19 protein-coding genes are annotated in these 18,981 nt (G+C 69.2%); 10 read left to right on the forward strand and 9 right to left on the reverse strand.

The features are described from left to right. Nucleotides 1–303 precede the first annotated feature (303 nt). Genes nhaA through ACH49X_RS07505 form a run of 3 tightly spaced genes read left to right on the forward strand, consistent with a single transcriptional unit; the run spans nt 304 to nt 3,126 of the window. Entirely contained in the window at nt 304–1,605 is a 1,302-nt protein-coding gene (gene nhaA, locus ACH49X_RS07495) for a Na+/H+ antiporter NhaA (protein WP_357207138.1), read from the forward strand. A 33-nt stretch (nt 1,606–1,638) separates the two neighbouring features. Then, nucleotides 1,639–2,145: a phage holin family protein gene (locus tag ACH49X_RS07500; protein WP_195079851.1), complete on the forward strand. Its 507-nt coding sequence runs from the start codon at nt 1,639–1,641 to the stop codon at nt 2,143–2,145. A gap of 45 nt (nt 2,146–2,190) precedes the next feature. Next, nucleotides 2,191–3,126, forward strand: coding sequence for an alpha/beta fold hydrolase (locus ACH49X_RS07505; RefSeq protein WP_195079850.1), 936 nt, complete (start codon nt 2,191–2,193; stop codon nt 3,124–3,126). Nucleotides 3,127–3,297: 171 nt separating this feature from the next. On the opposite strand, the gene ACH49X_RS07510 is transcribed toward ACH49X_RS07505, so the two are convergent. The 4 genes from ACH49X_RS07510 to nth form a co-directional block, all read right to left on the reverse strand. Beyond that, nucleotides 3,298–4,491, reverse strand: coding sequence for a MarP family serine protease (locus tag ACH49X_RS07510; protein ID WP_067799611.1), 1,194 nt, complete (start codon nt 4,489–4,491; stop codon nt 3,298–3,300). Further along, nucleotides 4,488–5,204, reverse strand: coding sequence for a CoA pyrophosphatase (locus ACH49X_RS07515; protein ID WP_195079849.1), 717 nt, complete (start codon nt 5,202–5,204; stop codon nt 4,488–4,490). The genes ACH49X_RS07510 and ACH49X_RS07515 overlap by 4 nt, the downstream gene beginning before the upstream one ends. Nucleotides 5,205–5,289: 85 nt before the next feature. Further along, the gene (locus ACH49X_RS07520; protein WP_357113162.1) at nt 5,290–5,937 is read right to left on the reverse strand and encodes a TlpA disulfide reductase family protein; all 648 of its coding nucleotides are present in this window, start codon (nt 5,935–5,937) and stop codon (nt 5,290–5,292) included. After that, nucleotides 5,934–6,635 (reverse strand): endonuclease III, encoded by a 702-nt coding sequence (gene nth, locus ACH49X_RS07525; RefSeq protein ID WP_323124482.1) that lies wholly within the window; start codon nt 6,633–6,635, stop codon nt 5,934–5,936. The genes ACH49X_RS07520 and nth overlap by 4 nt, the downstream gene beginning before the upstream one ends. A 238-nt stretch (nt 6,636–6,873) precedes the next feature. Here nth and ACH49X_RS07530 point away from each other — a divergent pair, with 238 nt between their 5' ends. Together ACH49X_RS07530 and ACH49X_RS07535 are read left to right on the forward strand one after the other, a co-directional pair. Then, nucleotides 6,874–7,101: a hypothetical protein gene (locus ACH49X_RS07530; RefSeq protein WP_084486060.1), complete on the forward strand. Its 228-nt coding sequence runs from the start codon at nt 6,874–6,876 to the stop codon at nt 7,099–7,101. Between the two features lie 132 nt (nt 7,102–7,233). Further along, the gene (locus tag ACH49X_RS07535) at nt 7,234–7,908 is read left to right on the forward strand and encodes a Crp/Fnr family transcriptional regulator (RefSeq protein ID WP_067799618.1); all 675 of its coding nucleotides are present in this window, start codon (nt 7,234–7,236) and stop codon (nt 7,906–7,908) included. Between the two features lie 63 nt (nt 7,909–7,971). Here the strand turns inward: ACH49X_RS07535 and ACH49X_RS07540 are convergent, their stop codons facing one another. Genes ACH49X_RS07540 through ACH49X_RS07550 form a run of 3 tightly spaced genes read right to left on the reverse strand, consistent with a single transcriptional unit; the run spans nt 7,972 to nt 9,440 of the window. After that, nucleotides 7,972–8,763, reverse strand: coding sequence for an MBL fold metallo-hydrolase (locus ACH49X_RS07540; RefSeq protein WP_195079847.1), 792 nt, complete (start codon nt 8,761–8,763; stop codon nt 7,972–7,974). Nucleotides 8,764–8,802: 39 nt separating this feature from the next. Then, nucleotides 8,803–9,261, reverse strand: a complete 459-nt coding sequence (locus ACH49X_RS07545) for a RidA family protein (RefSeq protein WP_195079846.1) — start codon at nt 9,259–9,261, stop codon at nt 8,803–8,805. 17 nt (nt 9,262–9,278) lie between these two features. Further along, the gene (locus ACH49X_RS07550) at nt 9,279–9,440 is read right to left on the reverse strand and encodes a DUF4177 domain-containing protein (protein WP_085994820.1); all 162 of its coding nucleotides are present in this window, start codon (nt 9,438–9,440) and stop codon (nt 9,279–9,281) included. A gap of 909 nt (nt 9,441–10,349) precedes the next feature. Here ACH49X_RS07550 and ACH49X_RS07555 point away from each other — a divergent pair. Both ACH49X_RS07555 and ACH49X_RS07560 read left to right on the forward strand, forming a co-directional pair. Next, entirely contained in the window at nt 10,350–11,345 is a 996-nt protein-coding gene (locus ACH49X_RS07555) for an ArsA family ATPase (RefSeq protein WP_195079845.1), read from the forward strand. A 61-nt stretch (nt 11,346–11,406) separates the two neighbouring features. Further along, nucleotides 11,407–12,546 (forward strand): ArsA family ATPase, encoded by a 1,140-nt coding sequence (locus tag ACH49X_RS07560; protein ID WP_195079844.1) that lies wholly within the window; start codon nt 11,407–11,409, stop codon nt 12,544–12,546. 94 nt (nt 12,547–12,640) lie between these two features. Here the strand turns inward: ACH49X_RS07560 and ACH49X_RS07565 are convergent, their stop codons facing one another. Then, nucleotides 12,641–12,964: a WhiB family transcriptional regulator gene (locus tag ACH49X_RS07565; RefSeq protein WP_014981178.1), complete on the reverse strand. Its 324-nt coding sequence runs from the start codon at nt 12,962–12,964 to the stop codon at nt 12,641–12,643. 367 nt (nt 12,965–13,331) lie between these two features. On the opposite strand from ACH49X_RS07565, the gene ACH49X_RS07570 reads away from it, so the two are divergent. After that, a complete protein-coding gene (locus ACH49X_RS07570) occupies nt 13,332–15,698 on the forward strand; it encodes a penicillin-binding protein (protein WP_195079843.1) in 2,367 nt (788 codons plus the stop codon). Nucleotides 15,699–15,752: 54 nt separating this feature from the next. On the opposite strand, the gene ACH49X_RS07575 is transcribed toward ACH49X_RS07570, so the two are convergent. Beyond that, nucleotides 15,753–16,217 (reverse strand): GatB/YqeY domain-containing protein, encoded by a 465-nt coding sequence (locus ACH49X_RS07575; protein ID WP_195079842.1) that lies wholly within the window; start codon nt 16,215–16,217, stop codon nt 15,753–15,755. A gap of 133 nt (nt 16,218–16,350) precedes the next feature. Between ACH49X_RS07575 and ACH49X_RS07580 the strand changes: the two genes are divergently transcribed. Both ACH49X_RS07580 and ACH49X_RS07585 read left to right on the forward strand, forming a co-directional pair. After that, nucleotides 16,351–17,313 (forward strand): metallophosphoesterase, encoded by a 963-nt coding sequence (locus ACH49X_RS07580; RefSeq protein ID WP_357108483.1) that lies wholly within the window; start codon nt 16,351–16,353, stop codon nt 17,311–17,313. 524 nt (nt 17,314–17,837) lie between these two features. After that, nucleotides 17,838–18,935: a hypothetical protein gene (locus ACH49X_RS07585; protein WP_357206985.1), complete on the forward strand. Its 1,098-nt coding sequence runs from the start codon at nt 17,838–17,840 to the stop codon at nt 18,933–18,935. Nucleotides 18,936–18,981 lie beyond the last annotated feature (46 nt).

The following is an 18,981-nucleotide window of genomic DNA, read 5'->3' on the forward strand; positions in this document are numbered from 1 at the left end:
CCCCAAAACCCGCAGCGGCAAAATCATGCGCCGCCTCCTACGCGACGTCGCCGAAGGACGCGAACTCGGCGACACCTCCACCCTCGTCGACCCGAGCGTCTTCGAATCGATCCGAGCGGGCAAGAACTGACCGCACAGCACTGAACGCGGCCGGTGGCGGGATCCGTCACCGGCCGCGGCCGTTAAGATTGCCTAAGGTGTGCCGGGAAGTCTGGTCGGCGAGCGGTCGCGCACCCGTTCAGCCGACTCCGGTGGGGTGCCGCCTCCGCGTCCGCCCGACCACCGGCCGAAAGGTTTCCCGTGATCACGCAAGTGCGCTCGGAACTGTCCCGTTACCTCCGCACGGAAACCTTCGGCGGCGCACTGCTTCTGATCGCGGCGGCGATCGCGTTGCTGTGGGTGAACTCGCCCTGGGGTGCCAGTTATCTGACGGTCACCGAGACGGTCCTCGCCATACCGCCGCTGCACTTGGACCTGACCCTGGCCGAGTGGACCGAGGACGGTCTGCTCGCGGTGTTCTTCTTCGTCGCCGGGCTGGAACTCAAACGCGAACTGGTCGTCGGCGAACTCGCCGACCGCAGACGCGCCGCGCTTCCGGTGGTCGCCGCGGTCGGTGGCGTGCTGACTCCCGCGCTGATCGCGGCGGTGGTCGGGTTCGGGATACCCGGCATGGAGCGCGGCTGGGCCATCCCGGTCGCCACCGACATCGCGTTCGCGCTCGCCGTGCTCGCGCTGACCGGTTCCCGCATCCCGGCGGGCGCGCGGGTGTTCCTGCTCAGCCTCGCCGTGGTCGACGACCTGATGGCGATCATCCTGATCGCGGTGCTGTTCACCACCACGGTGTCGCTGCTGTGGCTGCTGGTCGCCGCAGGATGCTTCGCGGGGTGGGCGTCAGGGCAACGCGCCCGCATCCGCACACCGTTGCTCTATGTACCGCTGGCGCTGGTGTCCTGGTACGCGCTGCACGAGGCCGGTATCCACCCCACCTTGGCCGGCGTCGCGCTCGGCCTGCTCACCCGGGTGCGTCCGGATTCCGGGGAACCCGAAGCGCCCGCCACCCGGCTCGAGCACATCTTCCAACCGGTGTCGGCCGGATTGTGCGTTCCGCTGTTCGCCCTGTTCGCCGCGGGGGTCCCGTTCAATCCCACGGTTTTCGGCGATCTGTTCACCGATCGGCTCGCGCTGGCGGTCATGCTGGGCCTGCTGGTGGGCAAGCCACTGGGGATCTTCGGGATCAGTTGGCTGGCAATCCGCTCTGGCGTCGCGACGCGCCCCAGCGGTCTCGGCTGGCGGGACATGTTCGCCCTCTCGGTGCTGGGCGCGATCGGGTTCACGGTTAGCCTTCTCGTGGCGGAACTCGCGCTCACCGATGTCGCGGGCGAGTCGGCCGTCGAGTTGGCGAAGGCCGCCGTGTTGGTGACATCAATGGCGGCGTCGCTCGCCGGTTCGGCGCTACTGTTGCGGCGTGGGCGTGTCCACCAGGCTCGGCGGGACGCCCGTGCGCTACAACGTGAACAAGACGGCGGCGCGAGCGATCCGCCCGGAGGCGGTAGCCTGCGTGACCACGGAGGGCACCGGGAGCACCGCCGATCGAACGGGAGTTGAAGCAGTGCCGGGACAGGGAGAAGGGTCGACCAAGTGAGTTTCAACCACGGCGGTAACGGGAGCGACGCGCAGGGCGGTCGGACCGTCACCTCCATTCCCCTCACGGATGCCGATCCGCTCGGCAACGCCAGTTTCGGGACGCTGGTGCGCGACGCCGCCGAGCAGATGTCGACCCTGGTCCGCGCCGAGGTCGAACTGGCCAAGGCCGAGGTCACCGGCGAGATCAAGAAGGGCCTGCAGGGCAGCGTCTACTTCATCCTCGCGCTCACCGTGCTGCTGTTCAGCACGTTCTTCTTTTTCTTCTTCCTCGGCGAACTGCTCGATGTGTGGCTGGCGCGCTGGGCGGCCTTCCTGATCGTCTTCCTGCTGATGGTCGTGGCCACCGCGGTGCTGGCGTTCCTCGGCTACCGCAGGGTGAAGAAACTGCGCGCGCCGGAGAAGACGATCGATTCGCTCAAGCAGGCGCGCACGGTGCTGCCGCACGGCCTCGGCGCCGCCGCGCACGACGACCGCCTCGCGCTGGAGAAGCGGACTTCGTAGGCGCGCGTTCGCGAGCCGGTACGGCGGCTACTAGGCTCCATCGGCGTGTCGGCGAACTTGCTTCCGGATCCGTCCAGCGTCCGTTACGACGGACCGTGGACGCATCGGGACGTGCACGCCAACGGCATCCGATTCCACGTCGTCGACGCGGCGCCGGAGCGGTCCGATGCTCCGCTGGTCGTGTTGCTGCACGGCTTCGCGGACTTCTGGTGGTCCTGGCGGCACCAGCTCACCGGCCTGGCCGAACTCGGCTACCGCGCCGTGGCCGTCGACCTGCGCGGCTACGGCGACAGCGACAAGCCGCCGCGCGGATACGACGGCTGGACGCTCGCCGGTGACGTCGCCGGGCTGATCCGGGCGCTCGGCTACACCGAGGCGACGCTGGCCGGGCACGCCGAAGGCGGGCTGGTCTGCTGGACCACGGCGGTGCTGCATCCGCGGCTGGTCCGCTCGATCGCGCTGGTCGGCTCGCCGCATCCGTCCGCGCTCAAGAGCGCCGTGCTGCGCAACCGCCGCCAGCGCGCGGCCTGGCTGCCGAACTTCCTTCGCTACCAGCTGCCCCGGTACGGCGAGCACTTGCTGACCACCGACGACGGCTTCGAAGTGGAACGGCTGCTGCGCCAGCGGGTGAGCGCGGGATGGGCGGGCACCGAAGAATTCATCGACACCGCCCAGCGGATGCGGTCGGCGATCCGGATCCCCGGCGCCGCGCACTGCGCGCTGGAGTACCAGCGCTGGGCCTTCCGCAGCCAGTGGCGTCCGGACGGCCGCCGGTTCATGGCGACCATGCGTGAACCCGTCCGCATCCCGGTCCTGGCCATGCGCGGCGAATTGGACCCGTATGTGCTGCCGGGAACTTTCCGTCGCGACCCGCACCTTTCGCCGGAACGGCGGCTGGTGGGCATCCCGGCGGCCGGGCACTTCGCCCACCAGGAGAACCCGGACGCCGTGACCAAGCGACTGGCCGAACTCCTCGGCTGAACCCCTTCGCGATGCACTCCCGGCCGCTGGGTTCACGGCCGGGGTCGCAGCGATCCCCGCGTTCGCCGGTCGCTTGCAGTCTCACTGCCGCCGAAGGAGTTACGCGGTATCAGCGCGACGCCACCGCACCATTCCAGTGGTACGGCCTGCCGTCGCGCTGAGCACCGCCGATCAGCTCAGCACGCACGCTCCGGTGGCCACCGGACCGTCGGAACGCTGCGAAGCGTCGAGTTCGGAGCGGATCTCGTTGAGCGTCAGCACATAACCGGTGTCGTTGTCGGTCACCGCGGCGCCGAAGACGACCCCCAGCACCTGCCCTTCGGTATCCACCAGCGGCCCACCGGAATTGCCCGCCTGCACCAGGCCGCGGACGGTGTACACCTCCCGCTTCACCGTTCCGTCGCGATAGATATTCGGTCCGGTCAGGTCCAGAGTCTCGCGAATCCGGGCCGCGCTGGCGGTGTACCGGCCACCACCCGGATAGCCGAGCACGATAGCGCTGTCGCCGGTACGAGCGGGTGACGGCGCCTGGGGCACGACCGGAGCGGTGAGGCCGGGCACCGAGAGCACCGCGACATCCGTGAACGGATCGAACAGCACCACCGACGCGGGCAGCGAGCCGTAGGCGGTGTCCACGTCGACACTGGTGGTGCCCGCGACGACGTGGGCGTTGGTCATCACGCGCTCCGGGGCGATCACGAAGCCCGAACCCTCCAGCGCCCGCTGGCAACTCGGCGCGACACCGCGGATGCGCAGCACACTCTGCTGCAGCGAGGCCGCGACCGGGCTGGCCAGCACGCTCGGATCGGGTGGTTCGACGGCGGCGATCGGCGCCCGCCCGAACGGTCCGATCACATCCGGCAGACCGGAGGTGTTGAGCAGTTTGGAGAATTCGTTGGGCAGCTTGCGCAGCCAGTTCGGCGCGACGTCGTTGACGTCGGCGAGCACCCGTGAGCCGTTGATCGCCGTGGCGATGGCCGGCTGCGACGACGTGGCGAGCGGCAACGCCAGCAACCAGGCGGTGACCAGCACGGCGACCGCCTGCAGCACCGCGCCGACCACGCTGTCCACGCTGCGGGTGAACGGATGACGCATGCCGCTGCGCGCGGCGCGCCCGAGCACCATGCCCGCGACCTCACCGACGATCACCAGCACCACGATCAGCAGCACGCCGGTGAGCACCCTGGTGCGGCCCTCGTCGACGTGCACCAGGATGTGCGGCGCGATCAGGATGCCCGCGACCGCGCCGAGCACCACGCCGAGGAAGGCGAGCGCGGACGCCACCGCGCCCTGCCGCCACCCCGACGAGGCGGCGAGCAGGGCCAGCAGCACGACGGCGATGTCGAGCCAGGCCGATGAGCTCATAACGTCATTCCTACGGCGGCGAGTGCGGTCTCCAGATCACGGACGTCATCGTGGTCCCACTCGCGATCCCAGCCGGAGGCCTTGCTGATCCCGGCGATGATGCCGCCGGTCAGGCCCCAGACCAGCATCCCGTCCACCTGAAACGCCGGGCTCTGATAACCGAGCGGACTGCGGACCAAGAAGCGGTTGGCCGGATCCAGCAGCTGCGCGAGCGGAACGCGCACCACCCGCTCGGTCTCGCTCTGGTCGACCACCCCCACCGCGCCCGGCGTGCGCCAATACGCGAGCACCGGCGTCACGTCGAATCGGGACGGCGGCACGAACAGCTTCGGCAGCACCGCGAACGGTTCCACGCCGGAACGGTCGAGCCCGGTCTCCTCGCACGCCTCCCGCAGCGCGGTATCGATCGGCCCGGCATCGCCCGGGTCCGCCGCGCCACCGGGGAAGGCCACCTGACCGCGATGCTGGCGCAGGGTCGAGGCGCGCTGGGTGAGCAGCACCTCCGCGTCGGCGGGCAGTCCGCCCGGCGCGTCCGGGTCCGGCTCCGGCGAGCCGCCGAACAGCACCAGCACCGCCGCTTGGCGCGGCTTCGAGGTCACGGTCATGGCGCGGCGCAGCGCACGCGCCCTGGTCAGGGTGTCGGCGCTGTCGGGGGCGGGTTCGGCCGAGCGGGTCAGCCATTCCGGGATGCCGGGGGGCATTTCGATGGTCATCGCACACCTCCCCCGCGCATTCGCCCACCGACCCGCGTGCACGCCCGCACCGTCACCTCCACCATCGATTCGTCCACCCGCATCGTCACGCGGCTACTCCGAGCTTGCCCGCGACGGTATTCGCGATGTCATCCACCCCGTCGAAAGCGCGCACCTCGACGCCGGCGATCGAGCCGTCGGCCCGCACCAGCACCGAGATCGGCAGCACCGCGGGGGCGCCGACGGCGGTGCGCACTCGCGCGTCGGCGTCGAGCACGCCGGGCAATCGAACGTCCAGTCCGCGCAGACGGGACAGTGCCTTGGCCTCATCAGGGTCGCTGTGCACGGTCAGCACCGTAATCGCGTTTCCGGCGCGTTGGGCGTATTGCTGCAAATACGGCAACTCCTCGGCGCACGGTGCGCACCAATAGGCCCAGAGGTTCAGCAGGGCGGGCTTGCCCGCCAGCGCGGCGGCCAGGTCGACCGGCCTGCCGTCGGCGAGACAGCTCAGCGTCATCCCGGACAACGGGCCGCTACCGGAGGCCGCGCCGCTCGGGCAGTCGGGCAGATGGGCCGCGGCGCGCAGGTCGGCGGAGACGCCGGAGGCTACGGAAGCGGGGTGTTGCTCCTGCGTCCGGTCGTCCCCGCCGCGCGGCCACACCGCGACCGCAAGCGCGACCACCACGATCAGACCGGCAAGCGCCCAGCGCCACGCATGTCCCGCTCTCCTTCGGCCCGAGGGCTCCGAACTCACCGGCCCACCAGCTCGAGCAGATGCTCCCGCTCCGGCCCCTTCACCAGCTTGGCCGCGGCTTCCGGATCGGTCGGCCCGATCCCGAACGACGGACAGTCCTTGGCCAGAACGCACGCGCCGCACGCAGGCTTGCGGGAATGGCAGACGCGTCGCCCGTGAAAGATCACCCGGTGCGAGAGCATCGTCCATTCCTTGCGCTCGATCAGCGCGCCGACGATGTGCTCGACCTTGACCGGGTCCTCTTCCTCGGTCCATCCCCAGCGGCGCACCAGGCGGCCGAAGTGGGTGTCGACCGTGATGCCAGGCACCCCGAACGCGTTCCCGAGGATGACATTGGCGGTCTTGCGCCCGATGCCGGGAAGCTGGACCAGTTCGGACAGGGTGTGAGGCAATTCACCGTCGTGACGTTCCAGCAACGCCTGGCCGAGTCCGATCAAAGAGGAGGTTTTGTTTCGGAAGAATCCGGTCGGCCGGATGTATTCCTCCAGCTCCGCCCGATTTGCCTCGGCATATGCACGCGCGTCCGGGTAGCGGGCGAACAGCGCGGGCGTGGTGAGGTTCACGCGCTCGTCGGTGCATTGCGCAGAAAGTATTGTCGCGACCGCCAATTCGAGCGGCGTGGTGAAATCCAGCTCACAGTGCGCGTCGGGGAAGGCGGTCGCCAGTTCCCGGTTCATCCGGCGCGCGCGGCGCACCAGCCCGAGCCGGGTTTCCGCCTGTCGCGCCCTTGTTTTCCGTTTCGGAGCCGCGGCGGCGACCGGCGGCGTTCCTGCGGGCTCGGAGCCGGGCGCAAGCCCGTTCCCGGAGGCGGTGGAGGGGGAGACACGCACGCGTCCACCATACGGAACCGCCGGACAACGTTGCCCTTCCAGTTCAGTTGCCGTGTTCCATCTGAGACCTCGACGGTGTTTACTGCTCGTCATGCAAGGACTCGCTGTGGTGCTCTTCCCAGTGGTGCTGATGCTGTTCGCACTGGGCATGGAGCGGGTCGAGAACCGGCTCCGCAAACTTCTCGAACCCGACGAAGAGGTTCAGCAGTACCTGGACAAGGCAAGCAACGCCGAGGTGAAGGAGCTGACGAAGCTCGGTCTGCCCGCCGCCGTTGCCCGGATGCGCAAGCGCCGCTCCCGCGGCGATGAGATGGATGTGGCCCGCGCGAGCTGATCCGGCGCGAGTGTCGCGCAATCCACTCGTTACGTGGTGTCCGTCACTACGCTGTAGTGACGCCGCGTAGACTGCGCTGTTGGCCGAGTCGCTTCGGTCCGGTACAGAGCCATTTCCCTAAGGAGCACATTCGTGGACGAGGCCCTCGCCAGAGCAGGCATCTTCCAGGGCGTCGAGCCCACTGCGGTGGCCGCCCTCGCCAAGCAACTTCAGCCGGTGGATTTCCCGCGCGGTCATGTCATCTTCAACGAGGGTGAGCCGGGTGACCGGCTGTACATCATCACGTCAGGCAAGGTGAAGATCGGACGCCGTTCGCCCGATGGGCGCGAGAATCTGCTGACCATCATGGGCCCGTCCGACATGTTCGGCGAGCTGTCCATCTTCGACCCCGGTCCGCGCACCTCCACCGCGACCACGGTGACCGAGGTGCGCGCGGTGACGATGGACCGCGACGCACTGAAGGGCTGGATCGATCAGCGGCCCGAGATCGCCGAGCAACTGCTCCGCGTCCTCGCCCGCCGCCTGCGCCGGACCAACAACAACCTGGCCGACCTGATCTTCACCGACGTGCCGGGCCGCGTCGCCAAGGCTCTGCTGCAGCTCGCACAGCGCTTCGGCACGCAGGAAGCGGGCGCGCTGCGGGTCACCCACGACCTGACCCAGGAGGAGATCGCCCAGCTGGTCGGCGCCTCCCGCGAGACCGTGAACAAGGCGCTCGCCGACTTCGCGCATCGCGGCTGGCTGCGGCTGGAGGGCAAGAGCGTGCTCATCTCCGACTCCGAGCGCTTGGCCCGCCGCGCCCGGTAACACTTCTACGACGAGAACGCCGGGTTCAGCGCTCCACTGAACCCGGCGTTCTCGTCGTTCCGGCTAGCCGTGCACGCGCAGGTAGTCCAGCTGCGCCTGCACCGAACTGCGCGCCGCGGGCCACAGCCGCTCGTCCACATCCGCGTACACGCGCCGGACGACCGCCATCGCGTCCGCGTCCGACCCGAGTATCCGCAGCGCCTCCCGCACCTGATCGAGACGCTCGTGCCGGTGCGCGATGTAATACCGAGCCACCGGCTCGAGATCCGGATGGTCCGGGCCGTGCGCGGGCAGCAGGGCCTTGCCCTTGCCCGCTTCGACCAGCCGGTCCAACGAGGACAGATAATCGGCCAGCGCGCCGTCGCCCGGGCCGAGCACGGTGGTGCCCGCGCCGAGGATGGTGTCGCCGGTCAGCACCGCGTCGTCGAGGACGAAACTCACCGAGTCACCGGTGTGGCCCGGCGTCTCGAGCGCGGTGATCCGCAGTCCGGCAGCCTCGATCACCTCGCCGTCGGCGAAGGCGGCGGCCGAGCCGCGCAAGAAGCGGGAGTCCTTGGCGCGCACCGTTGTCCCGGTCAGTTCGACCAGTCGGTCGATGCCGCCGGTGTGGTCGTGATGGTGGTGGGTGATCAGGGTGAGAGCGACCCGGCCGCCGGTGGCCTCCGCGATCGCGGCGCTGTGCGACTCGTCCTCCGGGCCCGGGTCGATCACCACGCAGTCCGACCGCCCCGGCGCGCGCAGGATCCAGGTGTTGGTTCCCTCCAAGGTCATCTGGCCCGGATTGGCGGCCAGCAGCACCGCCGCCGTCTCGGTGACCTGCCGCAGTTGCCCGTAGGCGGGGTGTGTCAACGTCATCGCAAAACCTCGGGTAGGAACGGAGCCGACAGTTCCGGTCTAGCGCACCTCGGCGATCAGTTCGACCTCGACCGGAGTGTTGCGCGGAAGCTCGGACACGCCGACAGCCGAGCGCGCGTGCTTGCCCGCGTCACCGAACACCTGACCGAGGAACTCCGACGCCCCGTTGATCACCACCGGCTGGTCGCCGAATCCCGGTGCCGAGGCGACGAATCCAACCACCTTCACGATCCGCACCACCGCGGACAGCCCGACCAGGTCGTGCACCGCGGCCAGCGCGTTCAGCGCGCACAACCGGGCGGCTTCCTTGGCCGCCTCCACCGAAACCTCCGCGCCGACCTTGCCGACCGCGGACAGCTCGCCGTTCACGAACGGCAGCTGACCGGAGGTGTAGACGAGCGACCCCGTGCGGATCGCGGGAATATAGGCCGCGACCGGGGCCGCGACCGGGGGCAGGGTGATTCCGAGCTCGGCGAGGTTCTTCTCCCACTGGGTCACTGCGTCACCCTCCTTCGCTACTTGGGCCGCTTGAGATAGGCGACGTGCTGCTCACCGGTCGGACCGGGCAGCACGGTGACCAGCTCCCAGCCGTCGGCTCCCCACTGATCGAGAATCTGCTTCGTCGCATGCGTCAGCAGCGGCACGGTCGCGTACTCCCACAAGGTCGTGTCACTCATGTGGTGAGCGTAGCTGTGTCTGATTTGCAGCGCCTTCGGCGCTGCGTGTTCGCGGCCCCTTTGTGGCTCGCGTTCGAGCGACCGCCGCTTGCTCCTTCGTCGCGTACGCGGCGGCCGCTCGAACGCGAGCCGAGCCGCGAACGGAACAGGCTCGGTCTCGCTTCGCTCGAAACCTGTGGTCAGGGTGCGCTGGGCACGTCGGCGGTGAGCACTCGCCCTGGCGTTTGCCTCACGGAGTGACCGGGTCCGGCTCTATCGGCGCGCCGGCGCAGAACCAGGCACGCTTCACCCGAAACCCGGGGTGGCGGGCGCTCAGCACGCAGGCGGTGAGCGCTCGCCCTGGTGTTCACCTCCGACGGTGACTGGGTCCGCTCTTCCGCGCGTAGGCGCAGGGGTTCGGGCTCGTTTCGCTCGAGACGGTGGTGCGGTGCACTGGGCGCATGGGAGGAAATCGCGCTGTCGGAGGTTTCGCGGTTTCCCTCGGGGTCGGCGGGCGCATCCCTCGGTGTCATCCGGACACGGCGGCCGTGCGGTGTCCGAGGCGCGCTGCGAGGAGCGAAGATCGTTTCGCCCTGGCGGACCAACCGTTGCCCAGGCCTCCGCAGGCGCGGCAGTCGGGCGAATTCGACCGCACCGCGAACGAGCACGGTCGGTCTCGCCCGGCTCGGCGGCGTCGGATTGATCACTGGCTGCCGCCCACGTATCACCCCCGCCGAATCCGTGGTTCGGTTGCTGATTTCGCACGGTGATCGGGGGCTTCGGCGGGTGGGCTCGCAACTCGTGGCGGGGGTCGGGAACCGCTTGGGGATCAGCCCGTCTGGTACGGCCTGTGCCCGGCGGCGGCGAACCAGTTATAGGCTCGCGATCGTGGGAGTACCAACTGCAGTGCCGCTTTCGGAGGAGCCCGGAATGGGCGCAAGGTGGCCGAAGCGCGCTGAACAGGCCCGTTTGCACTACGTCTCCGGTAAGGGCGGCACGGGCAAGTCGACGGTTGCCGCAGCGCTGGCGCTCGCCCTTGCCGCGGGCGGGCGACGGGTGCTGTTGGTCGAGGTGGAGAGCAGGCAATCGATCGCGCAACTGTTCGATCTGCCGCCGCTGCCGCCGACCGAGACACGGATCGCCACCGCGGACGGCGGCGGCGAGGTGGTCGCGCTGGCGCTGGACATCGAGCACGCCTTCCTCGAATACCTCGACATGTTCTACAACCTCGGCTTCGCGGGCCGCGCGATGCGCAGGATGGGCGCGATCGAGTTCGTCACCACGATCGCGCCCGGTCTGCGCGACGTCATCCTGACCGGCAAGATCAAGGAGTGCGCGGTCCGGGTGGACAAGTCCGGTAAGCGCGTCTACGACGAGATCGTGGTCGACGCACCGCCCACCGGCCGGATCGCGGGCTTTCTCGACGTCACCAAGGCAATGGCCGAGGTGGCCAAGGGCGGGCCGATCGCCTCGCAGGCCGAGGGTGTCTCGCAGCTGCTGCACTCCGACCAGACCATGATTCACCTGGTCACGCTGCTGGAGGCGCTGCCGGTGCAGGAGACGGCCGACGCCGTCGCCGAACTCACGGCCGCGGACCTGCGCATCGGCACCGTCATCGTGAACCGGGCGACCGAGGGCCAGCTCCCGCCCGAGCTGCGCGCCAGGGCCGCTCAGGGTGATCTGGACGCCGACGCCATCCGCGCCGGCCTGGACGCCGCGGGGATCAGCCTCCCCGACAGCGACTTCCAGGGGCTGCTCACCGAAACGATCGAGCACTCCGCCACTCTGCAAGCACAGGACGACAGCGCCGAGGAACTGGCGAAGGTCGACATCTCCCGGCTCTACCTGCCCGCCCTTCCCGACGGGATGGACCTGGGCGGGCTGTACGAACTAGCCGAACACCTCACCGCACAGGGAGTCCGATGAGCGAGCGAACCATCGACACAGCCACGCCCGTGGTCCTGTCGGAGCCGAGCGAGGCGCGGGCATGAGCACGCCGGCCCATCCCCTAGCTGCCCCCCTGGACATCTCGGGGATCATCGCCGACCCATCCGCGCGGGTGGTGGTCTGCTGCGGCTCCGGCGGCGTCGGCAAGACGACCACCGCCGCCGCCATCGCGTTGCGCGCCGCCGAACAGGGGCGCAAGGTCGTGGTGCTCACCATCGACCCGGCGCGCAGGCTGGCTCAGTCACTGGGCGTCGCCGACCTCGGCAACAACCCGCAGCGGGTGGCGCTGGGCCCGGAAGCCAAAGGCGAACTGCACGCGATGATGCTCAACATGCGCCGCACGTTCGACGACATGGTGCTCGAGCACACCAGCGGGGAGAAGGCGGCGCAGATCTTCGCCAACCCCTTCTATCAGACGGTCGCCTCGTCCTTCGGCGGCACCCAGGAATACATGGCGATGGAGAAGCTGGGCCAGCTGGCCCAGCGCGGCGAATGGGACCTGATCGTGGTCGACACCCCGCCGTCGCGCAACGCCCTCGACTTCCTGGACGCTCCCAAACGACTCGGCAACTTCCTCAACGGCCGGATGATCCGGGTGATCATGGCTCCGGGCCGCGGCGTGACCCGGCTCGTGACCGGCGCGATGAGCCTGGCGGTGCGCGGTGTGTCCACCGTCGTCGGTGGCCAGATGCTCAAGGACGCGTCGAACTTCCTGCAATCCTTGGAGTCGCTGTTCGGAGGCTTCCAGGAACGGGCCGAGCGGACCTTCGCGATGCTGTCGAAGCCGGGCACGCACTTCATCGTGGTGGCCGCGCCGGAACCGGACGCGCTGCGCGAGGCCTCGTTCTTCGTCGACCGCCTCTCCACCGAGCGCATGCCGCTGGCGGGGCTGGTGCTCAACCGCACCCACCCCGTGCTGAGCTCCCTGCCCGCCGATCACGCGCTCACCGCCGCCGACCAGGTGGCGGACTCCGATCCGCTCACCGCGGCGGTGTTGCGGGTGCACGCCCGGCGGGTCGCCACCGACAAGCGCGAACAGCATCTGCTGCACCGGTTCACCGGCGCGCATCCGCGGGTGCCGATCGTGTCGGTCACCGCGCTTCCGTTCGAAGTGTCCGACCTCGACGCGCTGCGCGCCGTCGGCGATCAGCTGACCGGCACGGCACGCGCGACCGCCTGATACTTAGGCGTATCCGCTATTGGTCGGACGGAAATAACAGTCCTGAAACGAAACTGAGCCCGCTTGCGCGGGCTCTGTTTCGACGTCGCCGGGCCTACATCGCCACCTGATGCTGGCGCTGGGCCTGGAAGAAATCGGCCCACGAGGTCACTTCCGGATGCTGCTTCAACAGGGCGCGACGCTGCCGTTCCGTCATGCCGCCCCACACACCGAACTCGACGCGATTGTCCAGCGCGTCGGCACCACACTGCATGAGCACCGGGCAGTGCCTGCAGATCGTCGCCGCTTTGCGCTGCGCCGCGCCGCGGACGAACAACTGATCGGGATCCACTTCCTTGCATCGGGCCTGGGCTACCCAGGCGATCCTCGCTTCGGCCTGCTCCACGTCCAATCGAGCGATGGGGGTTGTCATGTGCATTTGGTGTGCCCCTTTGCAGTCCGAACACCGGGTCAACGGCGCTCCAGAATCGCGTTGTCACCACGCAGCACCCAAACCCCGCTGCGAAGTGCACCACATTCCACTTTGAGTGTTAGCTCTATCACACTGGGTTCTCAATCTAGGTAAAGGTATGGCGCTTGCGCAAGACCACCTCGAGATTTTTTGGTACGTCCGTCCATGCAAAGCCCGGCGCGCACTGGACGGGCAGGCAGATTGCGTGCGGGCCCTCTTGCGACACGCCGTGCGCGATCGCGCGACACGCCCATTCCGGCTCGTGAACAACCAGTTCCGCGCTTCGGACAAATGCCGCCAAGAACGCCGGAATGGCAACCCGTAGTCTTGATTCGTGCCGATCACACATACGCTCGCGCGGCTGGCCGGTAGCTGCGTGCTTGCCTCCGTGCTCGTCGCCGGGTTGTTGTTCCCGCTCGCCGGCGGCTTCGGGTTCGTCTCCAACCGCGCCGCCGACGCCGTCGACAACGTCTCCTCGGAGCTGGTCGAGGGAACGGTGCCCGCGGTGTCGACCATGGTCGACGCGGCGGGCAATCCGATCGCCTGGCTGTACGAGCAGCGCCGATTCGAGGTTCCGAGCGACCGGATCTCCAACGACATGAAACTGGCGATCGTGTCCATCGAGGACCGCCGCTTCGCCGAGCACGAGGGCGTCGACTGGCAGGGCACGCTACGCGCGTTTCTCACCAACTCCGCCAGCGGCGAGGTCCAGCAGGGCGCCTCGACCCTGGACCAGCAGTACGTGAAGAACTTCCAGCTGCTCGTGGTCGCCAAGACCGACGCCGAGCGCCGCGCCGCCATCGAGACCACTCCGGCCCGCAAGATCCGGGAGATCCGGATGGCGCTGACGCTGGACCGCGAGCTGACCAAGGACGAGATCCTCACCAGGTACCTCAACCTCGTCCCGTTCGGTAACTCGTCCTACGGCATCCAGGACGCGGCGAAGACCTACTTCGGCGTCGACGCGGCCGATCTGAACGTCTCGCAGGCCGCGATGCTCGCGGGCATGGTGCAGAGCTCATCCAAGCTGAACCCCTACACCAATCCCGACGGCGTGCTGGCCAGGCGCAACACGGTGCTGGACACCATGATCCAGAACATCCCCAGCCGCGCCGACGAGTTCCGCGAGGCGAAGACCAAGCCGCTGGGCGTGCTGCCGGAGCCCAAGGGCTTGCCGCGCGGCTGCATCGCGGCCAACGACCGCGGCTTCTTCTGCGACTACGCGCTGCAGTACCTGGCCAACGCCGGGATCAGCCGCGAACAGATCGAGAAGGGCGGCTACCTGATCAAGACCACCCTCGATCCGGCCGTGCAGGACTCGGTGAAGCGCGCGGTGACCGACGCGGCGAACCCGAACCTGGACAACATCGCGGAAGTCATGTCCGTGGTGGGGCCTGGTCAGGACACCCACCCGGTGCTCGCGATGGCGAGCAGCCGCACCTACGGCCTGAACCGGGACGCGAACGAGACCGTGCAACCGCAGCCGTACTCCATGGTCGGCGACGGCGCGGGGTCGATCTTCAAGATCTTCACCACCGCGGCGGCCATGGAGAAGGGGCTCGGCATCGACGCCCAGCTCGACGTGCCCGGCCGGTTCGAGGCGAAGGGCATGGGTAACGGCGGCGCCCGCGGATGCCCGCCCGCCACCTACTGCGTGGAGAACGCGGGCCGGTACAAGTCGCCCATGTCGGTGACCGAGGCGCTGGCGACCTCGCCGAACACCGCGTTCGTCAAGCTGATCCAGGCCGTCGGCGTCACCCCGACCGTCGACATGGCGGTGCGGCTCGGCATGCGCTCGTTCACCGAGGCGGGCACCTCCGGTCACGGCAACCAGAGCCTGGCCGACATGATCAAGGAACAGAACCTCGGCTCGTTCACCCTGGGGCCGGTCGCGATCAATCCCCTCGAGCTGTCCAACGTCGCGGCGACATTGGGCTCCGGCGGCCGGTGGTGCCCGCCGAACCCGATCAAGGAGGTCGTCGACCGCCAGGGCAAGCAGGTGCCGCTGACCCAGCAGGCCTGCGAACAGGTCGTCGAGCCCGGCCTGGCCAACACCCTGGCCAACGCCATGAGCAAGGACGACACTTCCGGCACGGCGGCGGGCGCGGCCCAGTCGGTGGGCTGGAACTATCCGATGTCGGGCAAGACCGGTACCACCGAGAGCCACCGCTCCTCGGCCTTCCTCGGTTTCACGAACGCGCTGGCCGCCGCCGTCTACGCCTACGGCGACAGCCCCACCCCGGGTGAGATCTGCTCGTTCCCGCTGCGCAACTGCGGCGACGGCAACCTGTTCGGCGGTAACGAACCCGCGCGCACCTGGTTCAACGCGATCAAACCGGTGATACCGCTGTTCCCGCCGCCCGTGTTGCCCCCGCTGGACAACAAGTACGTGCGCGGCGCGAACAACGCGCAGGTACCGGATGTCGTCGGCATGACACAGGGTGAGGCCACCGCGGCGCTGGTCGCCGCGGGCTTCCAGGTGTCGCCGGTGACCGGGGCGGGCGATCGCCCCAAGGGGACCGTCATGGGCACCGCGCCCAACGGGTCGGCGATCCCCGGTTCGGTGATCACGCTGTACATCAGCGACGGCACCGTCCGGGCCGCGCCGCCGCCGGGGCCGCCCCCGCCGCCGCCGGGCATCCCGGGGCTGCCCGTGCCGCGGCTGCCACCGATCCCCATCCCGATCCCGATCCCACGCTGAGCAAGCAAAGGGGCCGCGAACCGTACGGTTCGCGGCCCCTTTCGCGTCGCCGTCCTACAGCCGCGCCTTCACCGCGGCCGAGATGCGCGAGCCGTCGGCCTTGCCCTGGGCCAGCCCGGTGGCGATCTTCATGACCTGACCCATCTGGCGCATGCCGGGACGCTCGCCGATCTCCTCGGCGACCTGCGCGATGGCGGTGTCGGCGAGATCGGCGACCTCGGCGTCGGTGAGCTGGGTCGGCAGGTACTCCTCGATGATCTGCGCCTCGGCGCGCTCGTTCGCCGCCAGTTCGCCGCGCCCGGCCTGCGTGTAGACCTCGGCGGATTCGCTGCGCTTCTTCGACTCCTTCTGCAGCACGGAGACCACCTCGGCGTCGGTGAGTTCACGGGCCTGCGAGCCGGCGACCTCGGCGTTCTGGATCGCCGACAGCAGCATCCGCAACGTGGAAAGGCGCAGCGTGTCCTTGGCTTTCATCGCGGCGGTGAGGTCCGCTCGCAGCTGCGATTTGAGTTCCGACATGCCGCTCACGGTAGCCGCTCGGGCACGGCGGTCCCACTACATTTGCCGCGCGGCCCGATTTCCCGCCGGAAAAACGGGCGCCTGTGCGGAAACACACTCGGCGGTCCTGCGCGAGGTCACCTATGCTGGGCAAATGCCCGTGATCTCGACCTCTGCTGTACGCACGACCGCGCTGGGAGCCGCCGGGGCCGCGGTGGCCGGAATCGGCTACGCCTCGCTGGTCGAACGCAACGCCTTCGTCCTACGGGAAGCGACCATGCCCGTGCTGGCGCCGGGGTCGTCGTCGCTGCGGGTGCTCCACATCAGTGATCTGCACATGATGCCGGGCCAGAAACTCAAGCAGCAATGGCTGCGGGAACTGGACCGGCTCGAGCCCGATCTGGTGATCAACACCGGCGACAATCTCTCGCACCAGAAGTCGGTGCCCGCGGTAGTCCAGGCCCTCGGCGGGTTGCTCTCCCGTCCGGGCCTTTTCGTTTTCGGCAGCAACGACTACTTCGCGCCGGTGGCGAAGAACCCGCTGAAGTACTTCAAGAAGGATCACCGCCGCACCTACGGCGCCCCGCTGCCGTGGAAGGACCTGCGCGCCGCCTTCACCGAACGCGGCTGGCTCGATCTGACGCACGTACGCCGCGACCTGGAAGTGGCGGGCATCCGCATCGCCACCGCAGGCGTCGACGATCCGCACTTGCAGCGCGACCGGTACGACACTGTCGCCGGCGCTCCGAACCCGTTGGCCGACCTGCGGCTCGGCCTCACCCACTCCCCCGAACCCCGTGTGCTGGACCGCTTCGCCGAGGACGGGTACGACTTGGTCCTCGCCGGGCACACGCACGGCGGCCAGTTGTGCCTGCCCGGCTACGGCGCCCTGGTCACCAACTGCGGGATCGACCGATCCCGGGTGAAAGGGCCGTCGAAGTGGGGGGCGCACACCCAGTTGCACGTCTCCGCGGGTGTCGGCACCTCGCCGTGGGCGCCGTACCGATTCTGCTGCCGCCCCGAGGCGACCCTGTTGACGCTGGTGGCCGCGCCGCCGAAGCGTCCGGGAGCCGACACGGGCCACGGAGTGTCGGCATCGGAGGCCGTCGCCCGCTAATGTCCCCTGCCGAGACGTGTGGCAGGTAGGGGACAACTGTGAGTGGATTCGACGACCGGCGCGACCCGACTACTCCGGGAGGGCCCGCCGGGCCGCCGACTCCTCGGCAACAACCCTTCCGCGCGTTGCGTTCCGTCCCTACCCCGCCGGACGATGACGACCGCGCTCGGCCACCGCACGGCGGAGCGCATCCGGGCCGAACCGGTGACTCGGGACGCCCTACCGGCACACCGTGGCAGCGGGGCGACCGGTCTTCCGGGCCGGCCCCTGGGCAGCAGCCTCCGGACTCGACCGAGAACGGCGCGATGTCCCAGTGGTGGCAGCCCGACCCGGCCACGCAGTGGCAGCCGTATCAAGAGCCGGCGCCAACGCTTCAGTGGCAACCCGGCTGGCAGAGCGACCCGGCGCTGGGTTGGTCCCCGGACGGCGGTTCGCCGTCGGGCACGCGGGACGATCCGACCATGCTCGCCCCCTCGCCGGGACGTCCCGCGCAACCCGGGTCGCCGGGCCGCGATGATCCCACCATGCTGGCCCAGTCTCTGGGACACACACCTCCCGGGCAGTGGCCACCACAGGCCCAGCCCGGTACCGGCGGACGCAACGATCCGACCATGCTCGGCCAACCGCTCGGCGCGCTCGACCAGCCCGTCCCCTTCGGTCGCGGGAGACCGGGTCCCACACCGGCGCAGAACGATTCGGCGCCGACCTTGCTCGGCTATCCGAGCGCCGATCGGTTCGGTCAACCGGCGCAAACCCCGCAGTGGCAGCCGGTCGGCGGGTCCGGGCCGTACGGCACCGCGCCGGACAGCCGGCACCAGCCGGGCTACGGTCCACAGGCGGGCGGACCGCCGCCGCACAGGCCCGGCGGGAGCGGAAAGGTCATCCTGTCGGTCGGACTCGCGGTGCTGCTGGTAGCCGGTCTCGTGGCCGGTGCGGTGGTCCTCAGCCGGATGAAGACGAACGATCCCGCGCAGCAGACCGCGCCGTCGATGGTGAACGCGCTCGGCACGACCACAGCGGGCGCGCCCGCGCGGACCACGACCAGATCCGCCCCGACGACCACCGCACGGGGTTCCGGCGACAAGAATCCGGTCGTCCCCGGTTATCAGGTCGTCCGGGCGCCCGACAGCGGCGCCGCCTACGACGTGCCCGCCGACTGGACGGTCGCGCCGCCGGGCACGATCGGCGGCTTCGGCGAGCCACCGAACGCGGTCGCGGGCAAGGGCTTGGCCAGCGAGGGCAAGGGTTACTGCCCCGGCTCGACCCGGACCGTAGCCTTCCTGACCGGCTCGAACACCGCCGACCCGGGAAAGGCGGCCACCGAACTGGGCACGAGAACCGCCACACTCGCCTACAAAGGAACGACCGGCGGCACAGCCGGCCTGCCCATGCCGCTGGCATCGCTGGACGGATCGCAACACGGCATGTTCGTGGAGACCAAGGGCACCGTCTCCGACGCCAAGCCCGGCTGCGCGAAGGCTTACTCCATCTACACCGCCGCCTTCCCCAACGACCAGGGGAATTTCGTCATGGTGATCGCCGCCGACACGGGTGTCCCGCACGCACTCGACGCCGAGACCGCCAAGCGCATCTTCACCAGCATCCGACCCCTCGAAGGGTGACTGACCTGCCGGTTTAACGTCTCGGGCACCCCTGTTGTAAGCTACT

The sequence above is a fragment of the Nocardia sp. NPDC019323 genome, from assembly GCF_044389845.1.
In the GTDB taxonomy this organism is placed as follows: Bacteria; Actinomycetota; Actinomycetes; order Mycobacteriales; family Mycobacteriaceae; genus Nocardia; species Nocardia implantans.

Bases quoted from the DNA above. Each gene is read 5' to 3' on its own strand.
- ACH49X_RS07510 (WP_067799611.1), bottom strand. From the start codon at position 4,491: ATGAGCTCATCGGCCTGGCTCGACATCGCCGTCGTGCTGCTGGCCCTG.
- ACH49X_RS07515 (WP_195079849.1), bottom strand. From the start codon at position 5,204: ATGACCATCGAAATGCCCCCCGGCATCCCGGAATGGCTGACCCGCTCG.
- ACH49X_RS07540 (WP_195079847.1), bottom strand. From the start codon at position 8,763: ATGACGTTGACACACCCCGCCTACGGGCAACTGCGGCAGGTCACCGAG.
- ACH49X_RS07550 (WP_085994820.1), bottom strand. From the start codon at position 9,440: ATGAGTGACACGACCTTGTGGGAGTACGCGACCGTGCCGCTGCTGACG.
- ACH49X_RS07555 (WP_195079845.1), top strand. From the start codon at position 10,350: ATGGGCGCAAGGTGGCCGAAGCGCGCTGAACAGGCCCGTTTGCACTAC.
- ACH49X_RS07560 (WP_195079844.1), top strand. From the start codon at position 11,407: ATGAGCACGCCGGCCCATCCCCTAGCTGCCCCCCTGGACATCTCGGGG.
- ACH49X_RS07565 (WP_014981178.1), bottom strand. From the start codon at position 12,964: ATGCACATGACAACCCCCATCGCTCGATTGGACGTGGAGCAGGCCGAA.
- ACH49X_RS07575 (WP_195079842.1), bottom strand. From the start codon at position 16,217: ATGTCGGAACTCAAATCGCAGCTGCGAGCGGACCTCACCGCCGCGATG.
- ACH49X_RS07580 (WP_357108483.1), top strand. From the start codon at position 16,351: ATGCCCGTGATCTCGACCTCTGCTGTACGCACGACCGCGCTGGGAGCC.
- ACH49X_RS07585 (WP_357206985.1), top strand. From the start codon at position 17,838: ATGCTGGCCCAGTCTCTGGGACACACACCTCCCGGGCAGTGGCCACCA.